This window comes from Pseudomonas sp. G11-1, from assembly GCF_024031555.1.
GTDB lineage: Bacteria > Pseudomonadota > Gammaproteobacteria > Pseudomonadales > Pseudomonadaceae > Halopseudomonas > Halopseudomonas bauzanensis.
The window spans coordinates 384,998-405,281 of sequence record NZ_QEYQ01000003.1 but is presented as its reverse complement, the minus strand read 5'-3'; the positions used below and the strand labels follow the sequence as shown (position 1 = coordinate 405,281).

Sequence of the window (20,284 nt, the reverse complement as noted above, 5' to 3'; positions counted from 1 at the left end):
AGAGGTTTCGGTTCATGTGGTACAACGGTTTGCTCGATCCCTCCGGCTGGCAGCTGCTGGCAATCATCCTGGTGCTGACGCATATCACCATCGTCAGCGTGACGGTCTACCTGCATCGCTATTCGGCGCATCGCTCGCTGGAACTGCATCCGGCGCTGAAACATTTCTTCCGCTTCTGGCTATGGCTGACGACCAGCATGAATACCCGGGAGTGGACCGCCATCCACCGCAAGCACCACGCCAAATGCGAGACGCCGGACGACCCTCATAGTCCGGTGCAGAAAGGCCTGTCGACGGTTCTGCGCAAGGGTGCCGAACTCTACATGGAGGAAGCGAAGAACGAGGACACGCTGCGGATCTACGGCAAGAACTGCCCTGACGACTGGATCGAACGCAATCTGTACGGGCGCTTTCGCAATGCCGGGATCATCAGCATGCTGGTGATCGACCTGGCACTGTTCGGCGTGCTCGGTCTGACCGTCTGGGCCGTGCAGATGATCTGGATTCCGCTGCTGGCCGCCGGGGTGGTCAATGGCCTGGGCCATGCGTTGGGCTATCGTAATTTCGAATGCAAGGATGCGGCGACCAACATTCTGCCCTGGGGCATCCTGATTGGCGGTGAGGAGCTGCATAACAATCACCATACCTATCCCAACTCGGCCAAGCTGTCGGTAAAGAAATGGGAGTTCGATATGGGCTGGCTATGGATTCGCCTCTTTAGTGCGCTGGGCCTGGCCACCGTACGGCGCACCGCGCCGATTGCCCACCGCATCGAAGGCAAGCAAACCATGGACATGGACACCGCCATGGCCATTCTCAATAACCGCTTCCAGATCATGGCGCAGTACCGCAAGCAGGTGATCAAGCCCCTGGCGCAGCAGGAGATGCAGCGGGTGGATGAGTCTGTGCGGCATCTGTTCCGCCGGGCCAAGCGCCTGCTCAGTCGCGAAACCAGCCTGCTCGAACCGCAGCAGGAAGCGAAGATCCAGACCATTCTGGAGCAGAGCCAGTCGTTACGCATCATCTATGAAAAACGCCTGGCATTGCAGCAGATCTGGACCCGCACCAGCAGCAACGGCCATGAGATGCTGCAGGCCCTGAGCGATTGGTGCACCCAGGCCGAGGCCACGGGCATCAAGGCATTACGCGACTTCGCCGCACAATTGCGCACCTATTCACTGCAGCCGGCAGTCCCGGCCTGACCAGCATTTTCCGATCCGGGCGCCTGGCAGGGGCGCCCGTATGGATCGAACCGCTTCGCTAGCCAGCGCAGACGGGTGAACTATACTCCGGCAGTATGCCCCCGATTTCCCCGATTCCAGAGCGGGACTCGGCGACCGGATTTCGCTCGCTCAACGAAGAGGAACCCCTTCCGATGGCTACTGTCGACCGAACCTATCTGTATGCTCCCCACCCCCTGCACGCGATACTACTCGCCGGATCCATTCCCCTGTTTCTAGGCGCTCTTCTGAGCGACATAGCCTATTCGTCGAGCCACCACATACAGTGGAATAACTTCTCCTCCTGGCTGATCGCCGGCGGCCTGGTCTTTGCCGGCCTGGCTATTCTGTGCGGGATCATCGGATTGTTCCGGGCCGATGGCCGTCATCGTCACGCCCTGTTGTCATTGTTGCTGCTCGTGGTCACCTGGATTGTCGGCTTCATCAACGCGCTGATTCATGCCAAAGACGCCTGGGCGAGCATGCCGATGGGCCTGGTACTCTCGGTGGTGGTCACACTATTGGCCTGTGCCGCCGCCTGGTTCGGGCTGGCCACTGCACGTGGGGGTGACGCATGAAGTATTTCAACCTGCCCCCGGTTTTCCCGCTCTGCACCCTGGCAGTTCTGCTCAGCGCCTGTGGTGGCAATGAGGGCGATCAGCAGCAGACATACGGCACGGTCGATGAGCTACCCAAAGCCCAGCGCGGCCTGCTCCCCGACATGACCATTGCCGAGCCGACCGAATGGGGCGACCAGGTTCCCACCGTGCCTGAAGGCTATACCGTCACGGCCATTGCCACCGACCTGAAGATTCCACGCCAGACACTGGTATTACCCAATGGCGACATCCTGGTGGCTGAAGGCCGCGGCGGTAACGCCCAAGCGCTGAAACCCAAGGACGTGATCGCTGGCTACATCAAGGCCCAGGGCAATACGCAGGTGGAAAGCGGTAATCGTCTGACTCTCCTGCGCGATGCCAATGGCGATGGAACCTATGAGGAGCAGACGGTATTCGCTGAAGATCTCAATGCGCCCTACGGGCTGGCGTTGGTGGATAACAATCTGTACGTCGCCAATCAGGATGCCCTGGTGCGCTTCGACTACGAGGAAGGTCAGACCCGGGCCAGCGGGCCGCCGGAGAAAATCACCGACCTGCCGTCGGCGATCAACCACCACTGGACCAAGGCCATGACTGCCAGCGAGGATGGGCGCTTCCTCTATGTGGGCATTGGTTCCAACAGCAACATCACCGAACGGGGCATGGCGGCGGAAGTGAACCGCGCCGAGGTTTGGCAGATCGATGCCGAAACGGGGATGCACAAGCCCTATGCCACCGGCCTGCGCAACCCCACGGCGCTAGCTGTGCAACCGGGTACCGGCGTGCTCTGGTCGGTGGTGAACGAGCGCGATGAGATGGGCCCGGACCTGGTGCCCGACTATCTCACCTCCGTTCAGGAAGGCGGCTTCTACGGCTGGCCCTACAGCTACTGGGGCCAGAATGTGGATCCTCGCGTAAAACCGGGGGATCCGGAGAAGGTCGCCTCGGCAATCGTGCCGGATTACGCCCTGGGTTCCCACGTGGCAGCACTGGGCCTGGATTTCTCCAGCCCGGCGATGGGCGCTGAATATGCCGACGGCGTATTTATCGGCGAGCATGGCAGCTGGAACCGCAAGAACCCGGTCGGTTACAAGGTGATCTTCGTGCCGTTCAGTAATGGTCGGCCGTCTGGCCCGCCGGTCGATTTCGTCTATGACTTCCGTACGGCCGATGGCAAGACCCGTGGCCGGCCAGTAGGCGTGACCGTTGATCCCGAGGGTGCGCTGATCGTGGCGGATGACCTGGCCAATATCATCTGGCGAGTGACGCCTGCCCAGTAACGGCAGGCTTCCGACGAACGTAGCGGCTCGCGCGCCCTAACCTATTTGCGCGGGTCGCTTTCGCGCGCGTCACGGTTTATCCTTGGCGCTCGATCATGATTGACGGTTGCAACGGATGCGTACCTTTTTTCTGGGGGCTGTCCTGCTGCTGGCCAGCCCAGCCCTGCTTGGCTCCACCATCTACAAGTACACCGACGCGAACGGCGTCGTTACCTACACCGATCAGCGTGTGCAGGGCGCCCAGGTGTTCGTGTTCCGCGACCGGATGGTCGAGGACAATGACCGTCAGGTGTATGTCACCACGCGCAAGCATGCCGGCGGCGATACGCTGGTCGTCAACAATGACCTGTACGTGCCGGTCGAAATCGAACTGTCCATCACCGCTGCCGAACATGTGCTGGGCGCACCCGACGCGCCGGTGCGCTGGGTTCTGCCGCCGCGCGGCAATATCCGTCTGCTGACCCTGGCTCCGACTGGCACCGGCACGCCGCGCTACCAGCACAAGTTGCGTTACGCGCTGGGCGACCCCCGCGCCAAACCCAGCCCGCTCGCCTACCCGCTGCCCTGGCGCGGCGGCCCCTTCCGCATGACCCAGGGCCCGGGTGGACGCTACAGTCATACCGGTCCGAAAGGGCGCTACGCGGTGGACATCGCCATGCCGGTCGGCACACCCATCGTCGCCGCCCGCGGCGGACTGGTGGTCAAGACCGAGAACCAGCAAAGCGGCCGCGGCACCAACCCGGCTGGCAATTTCGTCCGGCTGCTGCATGACGACGGCACCATGGGCGTCTATCTGCACCTGAAACAGGGGTCGGTCAATGTGCGGGAGGGTCAGCGGGTGCGCGCCGGCGAGCTGCTGGCGCTGTCCGGCAATACCGGCAACAGCACCGGTCCGCATTTGCACTTCGTGGTGCAGAAGAACGTCGGCCTGAATACCGTGTCCATTCCCTTCGAATTCGCCCAGCCCGTGAACAGCATGCCCAACTTTGCGGTGGGTGGGGAACGCTAGATTACAGGCAACAAAAAACCCGCCGAAGCGGGTTTCTTGTCAGTCAGGCGGATCTTATTTGATCTTGCCTTCCTTGTACATCACGTGCTTGCGTACAACCGGATCGAATTTCTTGATTTCGATCTTGTCGGGAGTAGTACGCTTGTTCTTGTCGGTAGTGTAGAAATGACCAGTACCGGCAGAGGAGATCAGACGAATCAATTCACGCATGGTGCTGCTCCTTAAACTTTAATGCCGCGACCGCGGATTTCAGCCAGAACGGCGTCAATACCACGCTTGTCGATGATACGCATGCCCTTGGCGGACGTGCGCAGACGGACAAAACGCTTTTCGGATTCTACCCAGAAACGATGGTACTGCAGGTTAGGCAGAAAACGACGCTTGGTTCTGTTGTTAGCGTGGGAAACATTGTTCCCAGTCACCGGGCCTTTGCCGGTCACTTGACATACTCGAGACATGGTTAACCCTCTCCAACCACTTGCCCAACCCGAACTGGTTGGAAGTCAAAATAAGAATCTGTTGTCCAGCCGGGGCAACCCATCACGCTTCACTGTAATGTATGGATTACAGGTGCAGCCCCGAGAAGAGCGGAGCTTTATACCAAAATGTGCCACCCCAGGCAATGATTTTTGATGTAACCGCCTCATAAAAGCCCGCGCTCGGCAAAGGACACCGGGTCACCATCACCCACCACCAAATGGTCAAGCACGCGGATATCCACCAGCGCCAGCGACTCCTTAAGCCGCCGGGTCAGCTGCAGGTCGGCCTGGCTCGGCTCGGCCACTCCCGACGGATGGTTGTGGGTCAGGATCAGCGCTGCGGCATTGTGTGACAAGGCGCGCTTGATCACCTCACGGGGATAGACACTGGCGCTGTCCAGAGTGCCGCGAAACAGCTCCTCGAAGGCAATCACCCGATGCTGATTGTCGAGATACAGGCAGGCAAAGACCTCGTGGGGCAGCGCCATCAACTTGCTGCGCAGAAAGTTGCGCACCGCACCGGGCGAGGTCAGCGCATCGCCGCGCTTCAGGTCCTCGAACAGATGCCGCCGGGCCATTTCCATGACGGCTTGCAACTGCACGAACTTGGCCGGACCCAAACCCCGATGGCGACAAAAGTCCTGCTGCTCGGCGTGCAGCAGGGCACGTAGGCTGCCAAAGCCCTGCAGCAGATCGCGGGCCAGATCCACGGCGCTGCGCCCCGGCAGGCCCGTGCGCAGGAAGATCGCCAGCAGCTCGGCATCGGATAGGGCAGCAGCCCCTTGCAGCAACAGTTTCTCCCGGGGGCGTTCAGCCTCCGGCCAATCGGTAATGGGCATGACATGCACTCCTTGCGTTCATCAATGCACGTACTGCCCTTTTCGTGCTGGCAAAACCCGGAGTATAGGGTGGGCTCGCATCGGTGGTCGAGTCGCGCAGGGGGAGCGCGTGACAGGGTCGCCATATGGTATCGTTAGCGCCATTTGCCAGGCACTCTGGAGTCGATGATGCAGCGGTTGTTGAACAAGCAGGTGGTACTGGGAATCAGCGGCGGGATCGCTGCCTATAAAAGCGCCGAGCTGGTGCGCCGGTTGAAGGACGCCGGGGCCGATGTGCGTGTGGTGATGACCCGCGCTGCCCACGAGTTCATCACGCCCCTGACCCTGCAGGCGCTGTCCGGCAACCCGGTCCATGGCGACCTGCTGGACCCGGCGGCGGAAGCGGCCATGGGGCATATCGAACTGGCCCGCTGGGCGGATCTGGTGCTGATCGCGCCGGCCACCGCCGACCTGATGGCACGGCTGGCCACTGGTCGCGGCGATGATCTGCTGACCACCCTGGTATTGGCCACCGATGCCCCGATCGCCCTGGCGCCGGCCATGAACCAGGCCATGTGGCGCGACCCGGCGACCCAGGCCAACCTGCAAACGCTGTTGCAGCGCGACATCAAGGTCTACGGCCCCGCTGCCGGCGAGCAGGCCTGCGGCGATATCGGCCCCGGCCGCATGCTCGAACCCACCGAGATCGCCGCGCGCTGCGCCGAATGCTTCGAGCGCGGGCTGCTGACCGGCCGCCATGTGCTGATCAACGCCGGCCCGACCCGCGAGGCGATCGACCCGGTCCGCTACCTGTCCAATCACAGCTCCGGCAAGATGGGCTTTGCCCTGGCCGAGGCAGCCGCCGAGGCCGGTGCCCGGGTTACTCTGGTGGCCGGCCCGGTCAACCTGCCAACCCCGCCCCGGGTCGACCGGGTGGATGTGACCAGCGCCGCCGAGATGCTGGCTGCCTGCGAAGCCGCCCTGCCCGCCGATCTGTTCATTGCCTCGGCGGCGGTGGCGGATTACCGGCCCGCCAGTTGTGCTCCGGGCAAATTGAAGAAAGAAACCGACAGCGACGCCGGCCTGACCCTGACCCTGATACGCAACCCGGATATCCTGGCGACCCTCGCTGGCCATGCCCAGCGCCCCGGCTTCTGTGTCGGCTTCGCCGCCGAGACCGATGATGTGCTCGGTTATGCCAGTGACAAGCTCACCCGCAAGAACCTGGACCTGATCGTTGCCAATGATGTCAGCCAGCCGGGGATCGGCTTCAATGCCGATGACAACGCCGTCACCCTGATCGACCGCAGCCTGGCTCCACAGCCGCTGCCCCGCGCCAGCAAGCACAAGCTGGCCCGCCAGCTCATCGCTGTCATTGCCGATCGCCTGACTACTTCAGCCTGAGGAAACACCATGCACGCCCTGCAAGCCCGCATTCTCGACCCCCGCCTCGGCCAACAATGGCCGCTGCCCACCTACGCCACCACAGGCTCCGCCGGGCTGGATCTGCGGGCCATGCTCGACGCGCCGCTGACGCTGGAGCCCGGCCAGACCACGCTGCTGCCCAGCGGCATGGCCATCCACATCGCCGATCCCGGACTGGCAGCAATGATCCTGCCACGCTCGGGGCTGGGCCATAAACATGGCATTGTGCTGGGCAACCTGGTCGGATTGATCGATTCGGATTACCAGGGCGAGCTGATGGTGTCCTGCTGGAACCGCGGGCAGCAGGCTTTCACCATCGAGCCGGGCGAACGCATCGCCCAGCTGGTACTGGTCCCGGTGGTCCAGGCGCAGCTGGAGATCGTCAGCGAATTCGACGACAGCCAGCGCGGCGCAGGTGGGTTCGGACACACCGGCAGCCACTGATTTCTTTGATTTGCAGGGAGGCAATACACAAAGATGAAACTGACGAAACCATCCATGACCCGACAGCCCAGCACCGTACCGGGCACCCTGGCACCGCTGCTGGTGATGCTCGCCAGCCTGGCCGCCGCGCTGACGCTGCTGTGGCTGCTGCTGTTCGCCCCGGCGGCGGACAGCTATCGCAGCGATCTCAGTCAGGCCTATGCCAGTCAGCAGCAGAGCGCGCTCAATCGCGCGCTGGCGCAGCTCGATGCGGATGTGGCCCGGGCTGCCGCCAATCCCCAGCTGCAGGCCCTTCTGCAGCAGCAGGGCAGCCTCCGTCCCGCAGGCACACTGGTTCACCAGTTGGCAACCTACCTGCACCGTCCCGGCGCTGCACGTCACATCAATGATGCGCAGGCGCCGCTGAGCTTTGCGGCGCTGGACATGATCCGCCGCGCCGAACGTGGCCTGCCGGTCCCGGCCGAAGCGCACAAGGTCGGCGAGCACTGGCGGCTGTATCTGGTTGAACCGCTGCGCACCGCGCCCACAGCGCCGATTGCCGGCACCCTGTTGGTAGTATTCGAGTTGCAGCGCCTGACTGCGGCATTGCCGCAGCTGCCCCAGGATGCCGGCAAGGTCGCGCTGATCCAGCAATTCCCGGCTGGGCCGGCACAACCGCTGTATCAGGCCGGTAGCGGCCATGGCGACGTTCTCAGCCTGGCTACTGACAATCCCGCCTGGCGCCTGGAATTCCAGGCCGGGAGCGCCATGGGCGCAGGGGCACCCAATCCGCTGGTACTGCTCGCCGCAGTGCTGCTGGCGCTGGCCGGCGCCCTGGCCAGCCTGCTGTTGCTGCAACGCAGCTGGAACCAGGCACTGGCCGCCGATGCCCAGACCCTCGAGCAACTGACCCAGGGCCACAAGGCCGCTGGCTTGCGGCTGGGCCCGCTGGAGCCTCTGGCGCAGAGCATCATGCAGCTGGTCAGCCGCGGCAGGCAGGCACCGGTAGCGCCTGCTGCCAGTCAACCGGTACGGCCAACGCCACCCGTTGCCGATTCCGCCGCCGCGCCCCTGCCGCCGCTGGAAGATGTACTGGATATCGATATTCTCGATGACCTGCCCGACGAGCCGATGGCCGGCGCGCCTTCCCTGCCGGCAGAAATCTTCCGCGCCTATGACATCCGCGGTGTAGTCGGCCGCACCCTGAGCGCCGAGTACGTCTATTGGCTGGGACGGGCGATCGGCAGCGAATCGCTGGATGCCGGCCAACCCCGGGTTGCCGTGGCCCGTGATGGTCGGCTGTCCGGCCCGGAGTTGCTGGAACAACTGATCCGCGGTCTGACCGACTGTGGCTGTCAGGTGGTCGATCTGGGCATGGTGCCGACTCCGGTGCTCTACTACGCCACCCACACCACCGAGGCCACTTCGGGAGTGATGCTCACCGGCAGTCACAATCCGCCGGACTACAATGGATTGAAGATCGTCATTGCCGGTCAGACCCTGTCTGGCGAGCGTATCAGTGCGCTGCGCCAGCGGCTGGAGCAGAACCTCCTGCATGAGGGCAATGGCGAATGCCAGCCGCTGGACATCCTGGACTCCTATACCCATCGCATCGTCGACGACGTACTGCTGGCCCGCCCACTTAAAGTGGTGGTTGATTGCGGCAATGGCGTGGGCGGAGTGATTGCCCAGAACCTGCTGGAGCAGCTTGGCTGCGAGGTGGTGGCGCTGTACTGCGAGGTCGATGGCAACTTCCCCAACCATCATCCAGACCCGGGCAAACCCGAGAACCTGCGCGACCTGCAATTGATCGTCAAACAACACAACGCCGACCTGGGGCTGGCCTTCGATGGCGATGCCGACCGCCTGGGCGTGGTAATGGCCAATGGCGAAATCATCTGCGCCGACCGGCTGCTGATGTTGTTTGCCGAGGATATAGTGACTCGCAACCCCGGTGCCGATATCGTATTTGACGTGAAATGCACCCGCCAGCTACCACAGTTGATCAGCCGCCTGGGTGGTCGCCCGGTGATGTGGAAATCCGGCCACTCACTGATCAAGGCCAAGATGCAGGAAACCCAGGCCCTGCTCGGTGGCGAGATGAGCGGCCATGTGTTCTTCCAGGAACGCTGGTACGGCTTCGATGACGGTCTGTACAGCGCCTGCCGACTGCTGGAACTGGTCTCGATGCTGACTCAGGATCGCGAGCAGATCAACGCGATGTTCGACCGCTACCCGACCGGCCTGAGCACACCGGAGCTGCATATCGAGGTTGGCGAGAAGCGCAAGTTCGCGTTGATGAACGACCTGGAAAATACCGCCGAGTGGGGCGAGCAGGCCCGCGTCACCACGATCGACGGGCTGCGCGTGGACTACCCTGATGGCTGGGGCCTGGTACGGGCGTCCAATACCACCCCGGTGCTGGTGCTGCGGTTCGAGGCCGAAGACGCCGGTGGGCTGGAGCGCATCCGCCAGCGATTCCGCGAGCAGCTGACCCGCGTCGCGCCCGACCTGACATTGAACAATCTGTAATATCCACAGCCGGGGTTGCCCCGGCGCTGACGATTCCGATCAGGAGAAGAGAACCACCATGTTGAACCGTGACGCCGCTACCCAGGTATCCATGATCCTGACCGAGGCTCTGCCCTATATCCAGCGCTTCACCGGCAAGACCATCGTCATCAAGTACGGCGGCAACGCCATGGAGAGCGAAGAGCTGCAGGCCAGCTTCGCCAAGGATATCGTGCTGATGAAGACCGTTGGCATCAATCCGGTGGTGGTGCATGGCGGTGGTCCGCAGATCGGTGACCTGCTCAAGCGCCTGAACATCACCAGCGAGTTCATCGAAGGCATGCGCGTGACCGACGGCGCGACCATGGATGTAGTGGAAATGGTTCTCGGCGGCCAGGTGAACAAGAATATCGTCAATCTGATCAACCAGCATGGCGGTCAGGCGCTGGGCCTGACCGGCAAGGATGCCAACCTGATTCGCGCGCGCAAGCTCAAGGTCACCCGCCGCACCCCGGGCATGGACAAGCCGGAGATCATCGATGTGGGACAGGTCGGTGAAGTCAGCGAGGTCAATGTGAAGCTGATCAACCGACTGATTTCCGATGACTACATTCCGGTGATCGCTCCCATCGGCGTGGGTGACGACGGCACCTCCTACAACATCAACGCCGACCTGGTCGCCGGCAAGGTGGCCGAGGCGCTGGGCGCCGAGAAACTGATGCTGCTGACCAATATTGCCGGGCTGATGGACAAGGCAGGCAAGGTGCTGACCGGCCTGACCACCGCACAGGTCGACGAGCTGATCGCCGATGGCACCATCTACGGCGGCATGTTGCCGAAGATCCGCTGCGCACTGGATGCGGTGCAGGGCGGGGTTGGCAGCGCCATCATCGTCGATGGCCGGGTACCCAATGCGGTACTGCTGGAAGTCTTCACCGACACCGGTGTTGGCACTCTGATCACCAATCAGCAGCCGGAGTGAACCACATGCAGCAGAGCGACTTCCGGTTCAGCTGCCCGCTGCGCGTGCGCTGGGCCGAAGCCGACCCCCAGGGCATCGTGTTCAATGGTCATTATCTGACCTATGCCGATGTGGGCATTACCGAGTATTTCCGTGCTCTGCGGGAGGTGCACCCTGACACCGGTGTCAGCGGCAGCGACTTCTTTGCCGTACGGACCTTGCTGGAGTATCAGGCGCCAGCCTGCTTCGACGATGTGTTGCAGATTCATGTGCGTATCGCCCGGCTGGGCAACAGCAGCATGCAGTTCGCCATCGGTATCTACCGCGAACAGCAACTGCTGGTAACCGGGGAAATCGTCTACGTGCATGCGGATATGACAACCCGGCGGCCGCAAGCCATCCCGCAAGCGTTCCGCGATGCCATCGCTGCCTTCGAGAAAACCAGCGTTCAGCTATAACTTGCGCTGGCAGCTTGAAGCGCTGAATCGCCTCAGTCTGCCAGCAACAACTGCAACCGCTGACGGCGATTGGCGAAGGTGTCATTGACCGTCGCGATATCCTGACGGTTGTTATTGATCAGCCGCTGCAGGCGCTGCTGCTCCGCTTCTACTTCCGCCAACTCCCGGAGAATCTGCGGGTCTACCTTGCGACCAGCCCGCTCCTGCACCGCCGCCCGGCTCAGCAAGTCTTCGCGCTGGGTGTTCAGGGTGAGAATGCCCGTTTCGGAAGTGGCAATCAGGTTCTCGATCTGCTGGACCTGGCGACTGTAGGCACGGTCGAGGTCTTCCACACTGGAATACAACCGCAGCAGGGTCTCGTCGGCGCTGCGGCGCTGCTGCTGCTCGCGCTCGGCGGCCCGCGCCGCCTCCCGCTCCTCGGGAGTGAGCGCCGCCGGCACCACCTGCTTTACCCGGCCATCGCCATCGAGCACCTCATAACCGCGACTGACATGCTGGGGCGGCACGCTGCGATCCAGCACCGTGATGCCCTTGTCATTGACGTAGCGATACAGGTCAGCGGACTGGGCCTCGGCGGCAAGCGCAATACTGCCGAGAACCACGGCCATAGCTCGATACCCAATCCTTTTCTGCATAACTGGACCACCCTGTCCTGGCTTGGTTGACGGCCTCCGTTCAGATGCCGTACTGCTCGCGATACGCCTGCACTGCAGGCAGGTATTTGCGCAATTGCGCGTCGTCTTCAAGAAACGCAAGAATCTGGGTCAGCGACACGATGCTCACCACCGGGATGCCGAAATCACGCTCGACTTCCTGAATAGCTGACAGCTCGCCCTGGCCCCGCTCCTGGCGATCCAGCGCTACCATCACCGCGGCCGGCTCGGCGCCTGCCGCCTGGATAATCTGCATGACCTCGCGGATCGCGGTCCCGGCGGTGATGACATCATCGACGATTACCACCCGACCCTGCAGCGGCGCACCCACCAGAGAACCACCTTCACCGTGGTCCTTGGCTTCCTTGCGATTGAAACAGTATGGCAGATCGATATCAAAGCTGTCAGCCAGGGAAACGGCCGTGGCCGCCGCCAGCGGAATACCCTTGTAGGCCGGCCCGAAGATCATGTCGAATTCCTTCGGACCATTGTGGATCAGCGCCTGGGCATAGTAGCGCCCCAACCGGGCCAGCGAACTGCCAGTATTGAACAAGCCGGCATTGAAGAAGTAAGGGCTCTGGCGTCCGGACTTGAGGGTAAATTCACCGAAGCGCAAAACATTGCGATCCAGCGCAAACCGAATAAATTCCCACTGATACTCATGCATCTATTCTATTACCCTCATCTATAACAAAATTCCTTTCAGCTCGGGTATCATACACGCACGAATTTGAGGGAGCCATGTATGCGAATAATCAGTCTTAATGTCAACGGTGTCGAGGCCGCTGCGGCCCGGGGTCTGTTTGACTGGCTGCGCACGCAGGATGCGGACGTCATCTGCCTTCAGGACATACGCGTCACCGCTCCCGAGCTGGAACAGGACCCCTATTGGCTTGAAGGCTACTGGCAATATTGCTTCGAAGCGGAAGTGCCCAGCCAGGGCGGCGTAGCCATTTATACCAAGACCGCACCCAAGGCCATCATCATGGGGCTCGGCTTCGAGCTGGCCGATCGTTACGGGCGTTATATCCAGGCGGATTTCGACAAGGTCAGCATCGGTTGCCTGCTGCTGCCGTCGGGACGGGACGGGGATGCCAGTCTGAACCAGAAATTCAAGTTCATGAATGACTTCACCACCTACCTGACCAAGCAGCGACGCAAGCGCCGCGAGTTCATCTATTGCGGCTCGCTGCACACCGCACATCTGAAACTGGACGTGAAGAACTGGCGCGACTGTCAGCACCAGCCTGGCTTCATGGCGCCGGAGCGGGCCTGGATGGATGAAATCTTCGGCACCCTGGGCTATGTCGATGCCCTGCGCGAAGTCACCCGCGAGTCCGATCTGTACAGCTGGTGGCCGGATAGCGAACAGGCCCAGGACCTGAATCTCGGCCTGCGCATGGACTACCAGATCCTGACCCCCGGCCTGCGCCGTTTCGTGAAGCATGCGGCAATTCCGCGCAAGGTGCGCTTCTCGGAGCATGCTCCGGTCATCATCGACTACGATTGGGTGTTGAGCATCTGATCGCTGGCGGGCGCTGTCTCGGCGCCCGTTTCCCCTGCCTGCCGTTCTTGATATTGATCAATTACTGATCATTTCGCCCGCGCTAAACTCAATCCGGCTTATTACCACTTCCCCTTATATGAATGCACCTGGCTGCCCTGTGCTGCTGTCTGCGTTTCACAGGAATTGTCATATGTCCGAATCGTTGAAGCAGGATTGGGCCCCCCGGTCCGATAGCGTTCTGCGTGACCAGCGCGCCGCCTATGACGCCATGCGCGAGCGCTGCCCCGTCGCTCACAGCGACTATGCGGGCTGGAGCCTGTTTCGCCATGCCGATGTCAGCCGCGTTCTGCTCGATCATGTCAGCTTCAGCAACCGGGTATCGCGTCACGTGTCCGTACCCAACGGCATGGACCCGCCGGAACATACAGCCTATCGGAAAATCATCGAGCCCTACTTCAATGCCGAGCGCATGGCCGAGTTCGAGCCCATTTGCCGGGCAATCGCCGAGGACCTGGCGACCAGCGTCCTGCACCAGGACCACATCGAGGTGATGGCTGATTTCGCCCAGCCCTTCGCCCTGCGCATTCAGTGCGCCTTCATGGGCTGGCCGCTGAACCTGCAGGACCCGCTGCTCAGTTGGGCTACCCGCAACGCCCGGGCCACCCTGGCTCGTGACCGTGCGGCACTGGAAGAACTGGCGCAGGAGTTCGATGCGCTGATCGCGGATCTGCTGAGGATGCGCCGCCAGGCTGGCAGCGAAGCCGATGACGATGTCACCACCGCGCTGATGCAGGAGCAGATCGATGGCCGGCCGCTGAGCGATCAGGCAATTGTCAGCATCCTGCGCAACTGGACGGTCGGCGAAGTCGGTACCATCGCCGCCTCGGTCGGTATCCTGGCGCAGTTTCTGGCTGTGCATCCCGAGGTCCAGCAGCAACTGCGCGACAACCCCGAACTATTGTGGCAGGCCAACGATGAGATCCTGCGCCTGCACGGCCCGCTGGTCGATAACCGCCGGCGCACCACTTGTCCGGTTGAGTTTGACGGCCAACACATCGAGGCAGGGCAAGCTATCGCCATCAATTGGATCGCCGCCAATCGTGACCCTGCCGTGTTCACCCAGCCAGAACGCTTTTCCCTGGACCGCGACCCGTCGCTGAACCTGCTGTACGGCGCAGGAATACATGTGTGCCCCGGCGCGCCGCTGGCCCGCATGGAGCTGGTCATCATCATGCGCAGCCTGTTACAGCACAGCCGTGAACTCAGCCTGGTCGCCGGGCAATCCGCGGTGCTGGCGACCTACCCTTCGAGCGGTTACACCCGCCTGCCGCTGCGCCTGCGCTGACCCCACTCCTCCTGATCCGATGCCGGGCGCGACAGATTGCCGCCCGGGCAGCGCCTTCAAAGGGGCGACAGCCGCTATGCATAGGCGTATGATGCGATTGATATTACTTCCCATTATCATAAAAACCTCACCATTGGCAGCAACGAGTCATCGACTCTTGCCGCAGCCCCCGTGGACCTCACTCTCTTTCAGTGCAGCAGCCAGGCACCGTCAGACCGCGTCACTATCCATCCATGAACGGGCCGCAGCAGCCTTGCCGGTGTGGTTGAGAATGCATCGATCAGGACAATGGTAAAAACTGCAATCAATCTGCCCACACACCAGTGGGCGCTGCTGGCAACCGGTGCCGCCCTACTCACCGCTCTGCTCATGCTGTCCATGGCCACCGGCGCGGGCGTGTATGGTGCCGCGCAGGTACTCGGCTATTTCCGTGGCGACGCCGCCCTGCTCGCCGATGACAAACTGGCAATGATTATCCATACCCTGCGCATGCCGCGTACCCTGGCCGCACTGTTGGTGGGGGGTAGCCTGGCGGTAGCAGCCAGCCTGCTGCAGAGTGCCACGCGCAATCCCCTGGCCGAGCCGGGTCTGTTGGGGGTCAACGCCGGAGCGGTCATGGGGCTGGTGATCGGGCTGATCTATTTCGGAGTCGAATCGACCCAGGGCTATCTGGTGTGGTCAAGCGCTGGCGCACTGCTCGGCAACCTGGTGGTGTTGGGCATCGGCTTGATGCTGGGGCAGGCCAGCCCACTGAAACTGATCCTCGCCGGAGTGGCGCTCAGCGCGGTCTTCGGCGGGCTATCGAACTATCTGCTGCTGGCCAACCAGACGGCGCTGGAGCAGTTCCGTTTCTGGAACCTGGGCTCGCTATCCGCCTCGGAGCTGGATGCAGTGCGCGTCATCACCCCCGCTGTCCTCGTCGCACTGGGTCTGGCGGCCATGCTCTGTCGGCAACTGACCTTGATGCAAATGGGCGACTCGCAGGCCAAGGCGCTGGGCATCCATACCACCCGGGTGCGCATCGGCGTGCTGGTGGCGTCCACTCTGTTCACCGCCTGCGCTATTTCCCTGGCCGGCCCGATCGGCTTCGTTGGCTTTCTGGCGGCCTACTGCGCGCGCCTGCTGGAACCGGTGAAACTGATCACCCAGATGGTTTTTTCCGCCCTGTTCGGCATGTTGTTCCTGCTGGCCGCCGACATCCTGGCGCGCTGGGTGATCCAGCCCTTCGAGATGCCGGTGGGTACGCTGTTGGCGGTGATCGGCGCGCCGGTGCTGATCGCCATTGTGTTACGCGGCGGTTTCCGCTCGCTGTTGACGGTGAGGTGACGATGAACACGAGCATCCCTTCCGGCGTATGGCGTCTGCAGCTGGGCAAGGCCACCGTGCTGCTGCACCGCCGCACCTGGCTGATGACCTTGCTGATGCTGGTCACCCTGCTGTTGTTATTCGTCCTGTCGGTGAGTATCGGCTCGGCGGACATGAGCATGCGCGAGGTCATTGCCACCCTGAGCGGTCAGGGCAGCAAGCTGCATGAGATCATGGTGTACAAGATCCGCCTGCCACGGGTCACCGGGGTGGTAGTGGCCGGGCTGGCGATGGGTATGGCCGGCTGCCTGATCCAGACGCTGGTGCGCAACCGGCTGGCGACCCCGGACATGGTTGGGGTCAACGAGGGCGCTTCGCTGGCAGTCATCGTATTCGCTCTCTATCTCACCCTGGGCAGCTGGCCTTGGTGGGCATCGCCGCTGGGTGCGGCATTGGCCGCGGTGGCGCTGTTCGTACTGTGCCGTCGGCCGGGGGAGCAGGGCTATCTGTTCATCATCATTGGCATCGCGATTTCCGAGCTGTTCAATGCCATCGGCCAGTTCGCTATGTCCACCCAGCCCCTGACTCACCTGGGCAGCGTCTATCTATGGACCATGGGGCACTTCGCCCATGTCAGCTACCAGACCACCCAGCCCATCACCCTGATTCTGCTGGCGCTGTGCCCGCTCATGGCACTGATCAACCGACCGCTGGCGCTGCTGCGCTTCGGCGACGCCACGGCGCGTAATCTGGGCGTGAACGTGCCGCTGGTACAGCTGGGCATACTCGGGCTGGCGATCCTGGTGGCCTCGCTGGGCACCGCGATCGGCGGGCCGGTAATCTTCGTGGCGATGGCCGCGCCCATCCTGGCCTCCTGGCTTACCCGCGATAATCTGGCGCCGATCTGGCTGGCGGCGCTGTGCGGCGCCGTAATGCTCATGGGCAGCGACATTCTGGTACGGGTGCTGGCCCAGCCCAATGAAATCCCGACCGGCATCATGACCCGCATCCTGGGCGGCTTCCTGCTGCTCTTCCTCCTGATCAAAGACAGACAGTGGTCCGACTGATGACAGTTCTGCAAGTACGCAATCTGCAATTTGGCTATCACCAGAAACCGGTTCTGCACGATGTATCTTTCAGCCTGCCCCGGGGCAAGCTGATTGGCATCGTCGGGCCAAATGGCAGTGGCAAATCCACCCTGCTCAAATTGCTGGCGGGACAACTGCCGCTGCAGCAAGGCGAGGTGGATATCCAGGGCCAGGCGCTGGCCAGTTTCTCCACCAAGGCACTGGCCCGGCAACTGGCATTCCTGCCCCAGCGGCCGGTAATGGCCGAGGGTATACGGGTAGAGCAACTGGTGCAGTACGGTCGCCACCCGCATCAGGGGTGGTTCAACCAATGGAGCGCAGAGGATGCCCGGCAGGTGGCCCGCGCCCGGGACATCATGCAGCTGGAGCCTTTGTGGCAGCGCATTGCCTCTTCCCTGTCCGGCGGCCAGGCCCAGCGCGCCTGGCTGGGCATGATCCTGGCGCAGAATACCAACCTGATCCTGCTGGACGAGCCCACCAGCGCGCTGGATATCGGCCTGCAGACCGAAGTGATGGAGTCGATCCGCCACATCACCACCGAGAACCGCACGGTACTGATCGTGATCCATGACCTGGGCATGGCGGCGCGCTACTGCGATGAGCTGATCGCCCTTGATGAAGGGCGGGTCGCCGCCATGGGTCCTGCGCGGGAGGTCATCACAAAGGCATTGGTGGATCGGCTGTACAACACCAATGTGGATATTCTCGCCGCGCCGGATGACGGTGCGCCGGTGATCGTACCGCGTCGGCGGACGTCCTGACGTGGGTGAGACAATTTGACCCTTTAATGAGAATCGTTATTAATATCAACAAGTGATATCATCCCCTCACTTTCCCCGTCACAGGACATTCCCATGACCACATCAATCTATCGCAGCGCCCTGGCGCTGCTGCTGGCCGGGCTGGCCAGCGTCGGTGCCTTGGCCGAGACCCGTCAGGTCGAAGACGCCCAGGGCAACCAATTAACGGTCCCCGCCGAGCCCAAGCGTATCGTGACCCTCAGTGAACTGGATCTGGATACCGCGCTGGCTCTGGGTATCACCCCGGTGGGCACCACCGATGGCCGTGGCCAGGCGTCGCCACCACGCTATCTGGAAGGCAAGGTACCGGCGCAGACCCGCTCGGTCGGCCTCCTCAACGATCCCAACCTGGAAGCCCTGCTGGAGCTGCAGCCGGACCTGATCCTCACCGGCCCGCAGAAACCCGAGCAGCTGGCGATTCTCAATGAAATCGCACCGACCGCCGTGTCCTATGCGCTGGGCGAATACTGGATGGACGCCACGCTGCGCGTCGCCAATATCCTCAACCGCGAAGCCGAAGGCCAACAACTGTTAGAACGCTACAAGGCGCGCGCCGCCGCAGGCCGTGACAAGCTCAGCGAGCATCAGGACGAAACGATCAGCATTACACGCTGGAACCCCAAGGGGCCGGCCTACATGCTCAAGGATTCCTTCGCTAGTACCGTTGCCCATGACCTGGGCCTGGTGCGCCCGGCTCATCAGCAGGAACCGGGCACCACCCACTCCATGTCGCTGAGCCTGGAATCACTGGCTATGCTGGACGCGGATTGGCTGGTCGTCGGCACCCTGGCCACCACTGGCGATGCGGTAGACGCCATGCGTCAGGCGGAGCAAACCCCCATGTTCCTACAGATGGAAGCGGTCAAGGCCAATCAGTACAGTGCCGTCGACGGTTCCGTGTGGACCTCCACCGGCGGCCCGCTGGCTGCGTTGCAGGTGATCGAGGATATTGAAACCATGGTGCTGGACAGCGAAGCGAACGCCACCGCGGTCGCCGCTACCCCCTGATCCACCCTGCCACGCCCGGCTCGTTCAGCAAGATCGGGCCGGCGCGATCAGCAAGCGCCGCAAGAATCGAGGGAATCGGATAACACTGGAAAAGCCGACCACCGGGCGGTGGCCGGCCGTGCCCTACTTGATCAAGCGCAGGCAGAACGGATAACGATAGGCCGTACCTTCGTTGGCCTTGATCGCGGCGATGATCATCAGCACGATCGCACCGATCCCCACCACCCAGATCAGCAGAAAGCCAATCGCCACGATCATCAGCAGCAGGCAGACCAGCACCGCGATGGCGACGGTGATCTGGAAATTGAGCGCCTCCTTGCCCTGGTCATCGACAAAGGGATGCAGCTCCTTCTTCATCTGCCAGATGATCAGCGGGCCGATCAGGCTGCCGATTACCGGAAGGAAATAACCGAGAAATCCGGCCAGATGCGCAATCATCGCCCACAGGCGAGCATCCTTATCCGGTTCCAGCGTCTCGATGCGCGACTCATCATCAATCATGCTCGCGGCTCCTCATAGTATTGATGGGTATCATGCTTAGCGTCAGGATAGTCGAACACCACAAGACTGTCTTAACGCCGGTCAAGAATCAGTCCGCCAACGCTGCCAGCTGCGCCGCGAAGAGCTCGTTGATGCCCGCGGTGGCCAGCTCCAGCATGGCAGTCAGCTCCTGGGGCGTGAACGGCGCCGCCTCGGCAGTACCCTGCACCTCGATAAAGCCGCCTTTATCGGTCATGACCACGTTCAGATCGGTATCGGCTGCGGAATCTTCCGGGTAGTCCAGATCCAGTACCGGCGAGCCCTGGTAGATACCCACCGAAATCGCCGCGATCATCTGCACCGAAGGTACCTTCTTGATTGCGCCACGCTGCTTCATTGACCGCAGCGCATCGACCAGCGCCACGCAGGCTCCGGTAATGGACGCAGTGCGGGTGCCACCGTCGGCCTGGATCACGTCACAATCGATATAAATGGTGTTTTCACCCAGCGCCTTCAAATCCACCGCCGCGCGCAGCGAACGTCCTATCAGCCGCTGGATCTCCAGGGTCCGCCCACCCTGTTTGCCCTTGCTCGCCTCCCGTTGCATGCGCTCACCGGTCGCTCGCGGCAACATGCCGTATTCAGCAGTGATCCACCCCTGGCCGGTGCCGCGCAGAAAACGCGGCACGCCGCCTTCCACGCTGGCCGTACAGATCACCTTGGTATCGCCGAACTCAACCAGCACCGAACCTTCGGCATGCTTGGTGTAATGGCGGGTCAGGGTTACCTGACGCATCTGGTCTGCCGCGCGGCCGCTGGGTCGTATCATCTGTTCAATTCCTTACTGCATGTGTGAGCGGCGATTATACGGAGCCTGCCCGGCGGTACAACAGCAGCCTGTACCCCCGAGCCGAC

Annotated in this window: 22 protein-coding genes; 15 read left to right on the top strand and 7 right to left on the bottom strand. The window is 62.2% G+C overall.

All coding sequences use genetic code 11. The annotated features are described in order from the left end of the window. Positions 1-14 precede the first annotated feature (14 nt). The 4 genes from desA (at position 15) to DHB74_RS12140 (ending at position 4,108) form a co-directional block, all read left to right on the top strand. On the top strand, positions 15-1,202 hold the full coding sequence (gene desA / locus DHB74_RS12155; RefSeq protein WP_136868644.1) for a delta-9 fatty acid desaturase DesA: 1,188 nt from the start codon (positions 15-17) through the stop codon (positions 1,200-1,202). Positions 1,203-1,375: 173 nt separating this feature from the next. Next, positions 1,376-1,798, top strand: coding sequence for a DUF2231 domain-containing protein (locus DHB74_RS12150; protein ID WP_499161581.1), 423 nt, complete (start codon positions 1,376-1,378; stop codon positions 1,796-1,798). Further along, positions 1,795-3,099: a PQQ-dependent sugar dehydrogenase gene (locus DHB74_RS12145; protein WP_499161580.1), complete on the top strand. Its 1,305-nt coding sequence runs from the start codon at positions 1,795-1,797 to the stop codon at positions 3,097-3,099. Before DHB74_RS12150 ends, DHB74_RS12145 begins: the two co-directional genes overlap by 4 nt. A 115-nt stretch (positions 3,100-3,214) precedes the next feature. Next, positions 3,215-4,108, top strand: a complete 894-nt coding sequence (locus DHB74_RS12140; protein ID WP_136868641.1) for a peptidoglycan DD-metalloendopeptidase family protein — start codon at positions 3,215-3,217, stop codon at positions 4,106-4,108. Positions 4,109-4,162: 54 nt separating this feature from the next. On the opposite strand, the gene rpmG is transcribed toward DHB74_RS12140, so the two are convergent. The 3 genes from rpmG to radC form a co-directional block, all read right to left on the bottom strand. Then, complete coding sequence (gene rpmG / locus DHB74_RS12135; RefSeq protein WP_022960960.1) at positions 4,163-4,318, bottom strand: 50S ribosomal protein L33; 156 nt, start codon at positions 4,316-4,318, stop codon at positions 4,163-4,165. 11 nt (positions 4,319-4,329) lie between these two features. Further along, a complete protein-coding gene (gene rpmB, locus DHB74_RS12130; protein ID WP_036991876.1) occupies positions 4,330-4,566 on the bottom strand; it encodes a 50S ribosomal protein L28 in 237 nt (78 codons plus the stop codon). Between the two features lie 185 nt (positions 4,567-4,751). Beyond that, the gene (gene radC / locus DHB74_RS12125; protein WP_036991874.1) at positions 4,752-5,426 is read right to left on the bottom strand and encodes a RadC family protein; all 675 of its coding nucleotides are present in this window, start codon (positions 5,424-5,426) and stop codon (positions 4,752-4,754) included. A gap of 168 nt (positions 5,427-5,594) precedes the next feature. On the opposite strand from radC, the gene coaBC reads away from it, so the two are divergent. Genes coaBC through DHB74_RS12100 form a run of 5 tightly spaced genes read left to right on the top strand, consistent with a single transcriptional unit; the run spans position 5,595 to position 11,183 of the window. Further along, on the top strand, positions 5,595-6,809 hold the full coding sequence (gene coaBC / locus DHB74_RS12120; RefSeq protein WP_074778839.1) for a bifunctional phosphopantothenoylcysteine decarboxylase/phosphopantothenate--cysteine ligase CoaBC: 1,215 nt from the start codon (positions 5,595-5,597) through the stop codon (positions 6,807-6,809). A gap of 9 nt (positions 6,810-6,818) precedes the next feature. After that, entirely contained in the window at positions 6,819-7,274 is a 456-nt protein-coding gene (gene dut / locus DHB74_RS12115) for a dUTP diphosphatase (protein WP_285275653.1), read from the top strand. A gap of 33 nt (positions 7,275-7,307) precedes the next feature. Further along, on the top strand, positions 7,308-9,785 hold the full coding sequence (locus DHB74_RS12110; protein ID WP_499161579.1) for a phosphomannomutase/phosphoglucomutase: 2,478 nt from the start codon (positions 7,308-7,310) through the stop codon (positions 9,783-9,785). A 58-nt stretch (positions 9,786-9,843) separates the two neighbouring features. Beyond that, on the top strand, positions 9,844-10,746 hold the full coding sequence (argB, locus tag DHB74_RS12105) for an acetylglutamate kinase (RefSeq protein ID WP_074778845.1): 903 nt from the start codon (positions 9,844-9,846) through the stop codon (positions 10,744-10,746). A gap of 5 nt (positions 10,747-10,751) precedes the next feature. Beyond that, on the top strand, positions 10,752-11,183 hold the full coding sequence (locus DHB74_RS12100) for an acyl-CoA thioesterase (protein ID WP_136868639.1): 432 nt from the start codon (positions 10,752-10,754) through the stop codon (positions 11,181-11,183). 32 nt (positions 11,184-11,215) lie between these two features. Here DHB74_RS12100 and DHB74_RS12095 read toward each other — a convergent pair whose 3' ends face one another. After that, on the bottom strand, positions 11,216-11,791 hold the full coding sequence (locus DHB74_RS12095; protein WP_499161578.1) for a DUF4124 domain-containing protein: 576 nt from the start codon (positions 11,789-11,791) through the stop codon (positions 11,216-11,218). A 67-nt stretch (positions 11,792-11,858) separates the two neighbouring features. Further along, entirely contained in the window at positions 11,859-12,503 is a 645-nt protein-coding gene (gene pyrE, locus DHB74_RS12090; RefSeq protein ID WP_036991865.1) for an orotate phosphoribosyltransferase, read from the bottom strand. Between the two features lie 78 nt (positions 12,504-12,581). Here pyrE and DHB74_RS12085 point away from each other — a divergent pair, with 78 nt between their 5' ends. The 6 genes from DHB74_RS12085 to DHB74_RS12060 all read left to right on the top strand — a co-directional run bounded on the left by DHB74_RS12085 (position 12,582) and on the right by DHB74_RS12060 (position 18,889). Further along, positions 12,582-13,361, top strand: a complete 780-nt coding sequence (locus DHB74_RS12085; protein WP_036991862.1) for an exodeoxyribonuclease III — start codon at positions 12,582-12,584, stop codon at positions 13,359-13,361. Positions 13,362-13,533: 172 nt separating this feature from the next. Then, positions 13,534-14,688 carry a cytochrome P450 gene (locus DHB74_RS12080; protein WP_499161577.1) on the top strand — a complete coding sequence of 385 codons (1,155 nt, stop codon included), beginning with the start codon at positions 13,534-13,536 and terminating at the stop codon, positions 14,686-14,688. Between the two features lie 288 nt (positions 14,689-14,976). Then, positions 14,977-16,014 carry a FecCD family ABC transporter permease gene (locus tag DHB74_RS12075; protein ID WP_499161576.1) on the top strand — a complete coding sequence of 346 codons (1,038 nt, stop codon included), beginning with the start codon at positions 14,977-14,979 and terminating at the stop codon, positions 16,012-16,014. Between the two features lie 2 nt (positions 16,015-16,016). After that, positions 16,017-17,060 (top strand): FecCD family ABC transporter permease, encoded by a 1,044-nt coding sequence (locus DHB74_RS12070; RefSeq protein ID WP_499161575.1) that lies wholly within the window; start codon positions 16,017-16,019, stop codon positions 17,058-17,060. Further along, positions 17,060-17,842 carry an ABC transporter ATP-binding protein gene (locus tag DHB74_RS12065; protein WP_280164899.1) on the top strand — a complete coding sequence of 261 codons (783 nt, stop codon included), beginning with the start codon at positions 17,060-17,062 and terminating at the stop codon, positions 17,840-17,842. The genes DHB74_RS12070 and DHB74_RS12065 overlap by 1 nt, the downstream gene beginning before the upstream one ends. A gap of 93 nt (positions 17,843-17,935) precedes the next feature. Then, positions 17,936-18,889 carry an ABC transporter substrate-binding protein gene (locus DHB74_RS12060; protein WP_499161574.1) on the top strand — a complete coding sequence of 318 codons (954 nt, stop codon included), beginning with the start codon at positions 17,936-17,938 and terminating at the stop codon, positions 18,887-18,889. Between the two features lie 123 nt (positions 18,890-19,012). On the opposite strand, the gene DHB74_RS12055 is transcribed toward DHB74_RS12060, so the two are convergent. Both DHB74_RS12055 and rph read right to left on the bottom strand, forming a co-directional pair. After that, positions 19,013-19,387 carry a DUF4870 domain-containing protein gene (locus DHB74_RS12055; RefSeq protein ID WP_499161597.1) on the bottom strand — a complete coding sequence of 125 codons (375 nt, stop codon included), beginning with the start codon at positions 19,385-19,387 and terminating at the stop codon, positions 19,013-19,015. A 91-nt stretch (positions 19,388-19,478) separates the two neighbouring features. After that, a complete protein-coding gene (gene rph / locus DHB74_RS12050) occupies positions 19,479-20,198 on the bottom strand; it encodes a ribonuclease PH (RefSeq protein ID WP_074778857.1) in 720 nt (239 codons plus the stop codon). Positions 20,199-20,284 lie beyond the last annotated feature (86 nt).

Coding starts and splice junctions, on each gene's coding strand:
- desA (WP_136868644.1), top strand. CDS start 15: ATGTGGTACAACGGTTTGCTCGATCCCTCCGGCTGGCAGCTGCTGGCA.
- DHB74_RS12110 (WP_499161579.1), top strand. CDS start 7,308: ATGAAACTGACGAAACCATCCATGACCCGACAGCCCAGCACCGTACCG.
- DHB74_RS12145 (WP_499161580.1), top strand. CDS start 1,795: ATGAAGTATTTCAACCTGCCCCCGGTTTTCCCGCTCTGCACCCTGGCA.
- rpmG (WP_022960960.1), bottom strand. CDS start 4,318: ATGCGTGAATTGATTCGTCTGATCTCCTCTGCCGGTACTGGTCATTTC.
- DHB74_RS12095 (WP_499161578.1), bottom strand. CDS start 11,791: ATGGCCGTGGTTCTCGGCAGTATTGCGCTTGCCGCCGAGGCCCAGTCC.
- DHB74_RS12140 (WP_136868641.1), top strand. CDS start 3,215: ATGCGTACCTTTTTTCTGGGGGCTGTCCTGCTGCTGGCCAGCCCAGCC.
- coaBC (WP_074778839.1), top strand. CDS start 5,595: ATGCAGCGGTTGTTGAACAAGCAGGTGGTACTGGGAATCAGCGGCGGG.
- dut (WP_285275653.1), top strand. CDS start 6,819: ATGCACGCCCTGCAAGCCCGCATTCTCGACCCCCGCCTCGGCCAACAA.
- DHB74_RS12100 (WP_136868639.1), top strand. CDS start 10,752: ATGCAGCAGAGCGACTTCCGGTTCAGCTGCCCGCTGCGCGTGCGCTGG.
- pyrE (WP_036991865.1), bottom strand. CDS start 12,503: ATGCATGAGTATCAGTGGGAATTTATTCGGTTTGCGCTGGATCGCAAT.
- DHB74_RS12075 (WP_499161576.1), top strand. CDS start 14,977: ATGGTAAAAACTGCAATCAATCTGCCCACACACCAGTGGGCGCTGCTG.
- rpmB (WP_036991876.1), bottom strand. CDS start 4,566: ATGTCTCGAGTATGTCAAGTGACCGGCAAAGGCCCGGTGACTGGGAAC.
- DHB74_RS12070 (WP_499161575.1), top strand. CDS start 16,017: ATGAACACGAGCATCCCTTCCGGCGTATGGCGTCTGCAGCTGGGCAAG.
- argB (WP_074778845.1), top strand. CDS start 9,844: ATGTTGAACCGTGACGCCGCTACCCAGGTATCCATGATCCTGACCGAG.
- DHB74_RS12150 (WP_499161581.1), top strand. CDS start 1,376: ATGGCTACTGTCGACCGAACCTATCTGTATGCTCCCCACCCCCTGCAC.
- DHB74_RS12085 (WP_036991862.1), top strand. CDS start 12,582: ATGCGAATAATCAGTCTTAATGTCAACGGTGTCGAGGCCGCTGCGGCC.
- DHB74_RS12080 (WP_499161577.1), top strand. CDS start 13,534: ATGTCCGAATCGTTGAAGCAGGATTGGGCCCCCCGGTCCGATAGCGTT.
- DHB74_RS12060 (WP_499161574.1), top strand. CDS start 17,936: ATGACCACATCAATCTATCGCAGCGCCCTGGCGCTGCTGCTGGCCGGG.
- radC (WP_036991874.1), bottom strand. CDS start 5,426: ATGCCCATTACCGATTGGCCGGAGGCTGAACGCCCCCGGGAGAAACTG.
- rph (WP_074778857.1), bottom strand. CDS start 20,198: ATGATACGACCCAGCGGCCGCGCGGCAGACCAGATGCGTCAGGTAACC.
- DHB74_RS12065 (WP_280164899.1), top strand. CDS start 17,060: ATGACAGTTCTGCAAGTACGCAATCTGCAATTTGGCTATCACCAGAAA.